Here is a 4416-nt window from a genome sequence, read left to right as displayed (position 1 = left end):
GGCCGCGGCGACGCCGGCGCGCATGGTGTCGACCGAGACGGTCAGGCCGTCGCCGGCGAGCGCCTCGACGACGGGGATGACGCGGCGCAACTCCTCGGCCTCGTCGGGGCGCACCGCTCCGGGACGGGTCGATTCGCCGCCGATGTCGATCAGGTCGGCGCCCTGCGCCGCGAGCAGCCGCCCGTGCGCGACGGCGGTGTCCGGGTCGAACCAGGCACCGCCGTCGGAGAAGGAATCGGGCGTCACATTGACGACACCCATCACCAGCGGACGGTTCACCGTTGGCCGCTGTGGAGCAGCGACATCGCCTCGGCGCGGGTCTTGGCATTGCGCGCGAGGCTGCCGCGGACGGCGGAGGTGATGGTGCGGGCGCCCGGCTTGCGGACCCCGCGCATCGACATGCACAGGTGCTCGGCCTCGATGACGACGATGCAACCCATGACGCCGAGGTGCTCGACCAGGGCGTCGGCGATCTGACCGGTCATCCGCTCCTGGACCTGCGGGCGGCGGGCGAAGACGTCGACGAGCCGGGCCAGCTTGGACAGGCCGGTCACGACACCGCCCTGCGGCAGATAGCCGATGTGGGCGACGCCGTGGAAGGGCAGCAGGTGGTGCTCGCACGTGGAGTACATCGCGATATCCCGCACGATGACGAGTTCCTGGTGATCGACCTCGAACTTCTTCGCCAGCACCTCGGCCGGGTCGGCGTGCAACCCCCCGAACGCCTCGGCATACGCCCGGGCCACGCGGGCGGGAGTGTCGAGCAGGCCGTCGCGGCCGGGATCCTCACCGATGGCGGCGAGGATCTCGCGGACGGCCGCCTCGATGCGCGGCTGATCGACCTTGTCGGCAGGCTCGGTCATCTCCGGCCGCTCAGACGTGGCCGTCGGGGTCGACGGGCGCGCTCTCGGGCGTCTCGATGACCTGGGTGACCGGCGTGTCCTGGGCATAGGGCGAGGCCCCGACCTCGGCCGCACGGTCGATGGCGTCCTCGGTCGCGCGGTCCCCGGGCCGGGGAATCGCACCGGCGGGGGCGCCGGAGCCGTTGAGCGCGGCCTGCTCGGCCGGCGTCAGGACCGGCGGCTTGTCCGACAGCAGACGGTGCTCGGCCGAGAGCCACGTGGCTCGTTCGGGACGCTTTCGGACTCCTCGGAAGATCTCGGCGATGTCCTTGTGGTTGAGCGTCTCCCGCTCGAGCAGCTCCAGCACCAGGTTGTCGAGGATCTCGCGGTTGTCGTTCAGGGCGTGCCAGGCGTCGTCGTGCGCTGCCTCGATGAGGCGGCGCACCTCTTCGTCGACGATCCCGGCGACATGCTCGGAGTAGTCGCGCTGGTGGCCGTAGTCGCGGCCGAGGAAGACCTCGCCCTGGGACTGGCCGAGCTTGATCGCGCCGACGCGCTCCGACATCCCGAACTCGGTCACCATCTTGCGGGCCATCGCGGTGGCCTTCTCGATGTCGTTGGCGGCACCGGTGGTGGGGTCGTGGAAGATGATCTCCTCCGCCACCCGCCCACCCAGGGCGTAGGCCAGCTGGTCGAGGATCTCGTTGCGGGTCGTGGAGTATTTGTCGTCGCTCGGCAGCACCATCGTGTAGCCGAGGGCACGGCCTCGGGGCAGGATCGTGATCTTGTTGACCGGGTCGGTGTGGTTCATCGCCGCGGCGACGAGGGCATGACCACCCTCGTGGTAGGCGGTGATCTTGCGCTCCTTGGCGCTCATGATGCGGGTGCGCTTCTGCGGGCCGGCCATGACCCGGTCGATCGCCTCGTCCAAGCTCGCGTCGGTGATCAGGTGGCCGGAACTACGGGCGGTGAGCAGGGCGGCCTCGTTGAGGACGTTGGCCAGGTCGGCGCCGGTGAAGCCCGGGGTGCGGCGGGCGACGGCGAGCAGGTCGACCCCGGGGGCCATCGGCTTGCCCTGGGCGTGCACCTCGAGGATGCGGTGCCGACCGATCATGTCGGGGGCCTCGACGGCGATCTGCCGGTCGAAACGGCCCGGGCGCAGCAGCGCCGGGTCGAGGATGTCGGGCCGATTGGTGGCCGCGATGAGGATGACATTGGTCTTGACGTCGAAACCGTCCATCTCGACGAGCAACTGGTTGAGCGTCTGCTCGCGCTCGTCGTGCCCGCCGCCGAGGCCCGCGCCGCGGTGGCGGCCGACGGCGTCGATCTCGTCGACGAAGACGATGGCGGGTGCGTTGGCCTTGGCCTGCTCGAAGAGGTCACGCACCCGGGAGGCGCCGACACCGACGAACATCTCGACGAAGTCCGACCCGGAGATCGAGTAGAACGGCACTCCCGCCTCGCCGGCCACGGCCCGGGCGAGTAGGGTCTTGCCGGTGCCGGGCGGGCCATAGAGGAGCACCCCCTTGGGGATCTTGGCGCCGACGGCGAGGAACTTCGCCGGCTCGGCGAGGAACTCCTTGATCTCCTGCAACTCCTCGACGGCCTCGTCGGCGCCGGCGACATCGGCGAAGGTGACCTTGGGAGTGTCCTTGGAGGCGAGCTTGGCGCGGGACTTGCCGAACTGCATGACGCGGGAGCCGCCGCCTTGCATCTGGCTCATCATGAACCAGAACAACCCGACGAGGATGATCAGCGGCAGGATCGAGACGAGCAGCGAACTGAGCAGGCTCGGGTGCTCGATGGTGTCGTTGTAGCCGCCGGGCACCTTCTCGTTGACCAGGGTGACCAGCCCCTCGGCGCGCGCGTCGATGAACTCCGTCCTCACCTTGTCGGCGGCCTTAACGCCCTCACCGGAGTAGGTCTGTCCCTGCTTGAGAGTCAGGTCCAGGACGTTCTCGCTGGAGAAGCGAGCCGACTCGACCTTGCCCTCGTTCAGCAGGGCCGTCGCGGCCGAGGTGTCGATGCGCGTGTAGCCGCCGTCGCCTCCCAGGGAGAACATGACGACCATGAGGGTGAGCATGGCCATCACCCACAACAGGGGGTTGCGGACGAGACGCTTGGCGTTCGAGGGCGAATTCTTGGCCAAGAGGCCGGGCTCCTTGCGCTGGCCGGGCGCGCGGAAGGCGCGACCGGTGGGACGGGTCGTTCGTGGGGACGAAACTACACCGGCAACGCGCTGGAAGACGGACGCGGGTTCATCCGTCAGGGCCAACGACCGACGGCGGCCCGCTTGTTCCGGGCCAGTCGAACTGACCGAAGGGCATGCCGGGCCCCCAGGGTCAGGAGTAGACGTGCGGCGCCAGGGTGCCCACGACGCGCAGGTTGCGGTACTTCTCGGCGTAGTCCAGGCCGTAGCCGACGACGAAGTCGTTGGGGATGTCGAAGCCGACCCACTTGCAGTCGATCTCGACCTTGGCCGCCTCCGGCTTGCGCAGCAGGGTGCAGATCTCGACCGACTTCGGCTGCCGGGACTCCAGGTTGGCGCGGATCCACGACAGGGTCAGGCCGGAGTCGATGATGTCCTCGACGATCAGCACATGGCGGCCCGTGATGTCGGTGTCGAGGTCTTTCAGGATCCGCACGACACCGGACGACTTGGTGCCCGAGCCGTAGGAGCTGACCGCCATCCAGTCCATCGGGGCGCTGCCGGGAAGGGCGCGCATCAGATCGGCCATGACGAGCACCGCACCCTTGAGGACCCCCACGAGCAGGAACTCCTCCCCTGCGTAGTGGTCCCAGATCTCCCGGGCGAGCTCGGCGAGCCGGGCCTGGATCTCCTCCTCGGTGATGAGTACGCGTTCGAGGTCTGCACCCATGTGCTCAGCGTCCACGGACGTTAGTTAACCGTATGGGGACCGCTCACCGACACCTGCCCGCTGCGTCGGGTCACGGCATACCCTCCGGGCAGCGGGATCGGCCCCTGCCCTGCCCACGCGGTGAGGAGCCGCTCGCATTCGGCGATGTGGTTGCGGCCGAGGGCCCCGGCGGGGACGCCCGCGTCGGTCAGGGCGGCACGCCAGACGCGGGTGCGCAGGGCCGGATCGAGTTGTATGAGGTCGCCCACCTCCCACGGGAGGTCACCGAGCGCGCGCCGCGCGTCCGCCGCGAGGGCATCCAGATAATCGGCGTCCTGGCGGGCCAGGGCGGCGGTGCGCACCAGGCCGGCGCGGACGCCGGGGCCGAGGTCGGTGGTCAGGTCGATCAGGGCGCGGCGCACCCGCACGCGCAGGTAGGCCGGGTCGTCGTTGTGCGGGTCCTGCCACGGGACCAGGCCGAGTTCGTCGCACGAGGCTTGCGTCTGGGCGCGGCTGATCTCCAGGAAGGGCCGGCGCACCTCGCCGCGCCGCGGCGGGATCCCGGCGAGCGAGCGGATGCCGGAGCCGCGCACCAGCCCGAGCAGCACCTGCTCGGCCTGGTCGTCGCTGGTATGTCCGAGCAGCACCGCGACGGCGCCGAGCCGGTCCGCGCAGGTGGCCAGGGCGGCATACCGCACCAGCCGCGCAGCGGCCTC

Annotated in this window: 5 protein-coding genes; all 5 read right to left on the bottom strand. The window is 70.0% G+C overall.

Going from position 1 to position 4416, the window contains the following annotated elements; genetic code table 11:
- Positions 1–261 (bottom strand): dihydropteroate synthase (locus BN11_RS12195; RefSeq protein WP_162213311.1); only part of this gene is annotated, 261 nt, incomplete at its 3' end.
- 14 nt (positions 262–275) lie between these two features.
- Positions 276–863: a GTP cyclohydrolase I FolE gene (folE, locus tag BN11_RS12190; protein ID WP_048698097.1), complete on the bottom strand. Its 588-nt coding sequence runs from the start codon at positions 861–863 to the stop codon at positions 276–278.
- Positions 864–873: 10 nt separating this feature from the next.
- Entirely contained in the window at positions 874–2931 is a 2058-nt protein-coding gene (gene ftsH / locus BN11_RS12185) for an ATP-dependent zinc metalloprotease FtsH (RefSeq protein ID WP_048701357.1), read from the bottom strand.
- Positions 2932–3184: 253 nt separating this feature from the next.
- Entirely contained in the window at positions 3185–3736 is a 552-nt protein-coding gene (gene hpt, locus BN11_RS12180; RefSeq protein ID WP_048698095.1) for a hypoxanthine phosphoribosyltransferase, read from the bottom strand.
- Positions 3737–3741: 5 nt separating this feature from the next.
- The coding region (locus BN11_RS23735) for a tRNA lysidine(34) synthetase (RefSeq protein ID WP_048698093.1) at positions 3742–4416 on the bottom strand (675 nt) is incomplete at its 5' end.

The organism is Nostocoides australiense Ben110, from assembly GCF_001050535.1.
GTDB lineage: Bacteria > Actinomycetota > Actinomycetes > Actinomycetales > Dermatophilaceae > Nostocoides_A > Nostocoides_A australiense.
Note: the sequence above shows the minus strand (reverse complement) of the source record. Positions and strands in the feature narration are given on the sequence as shown.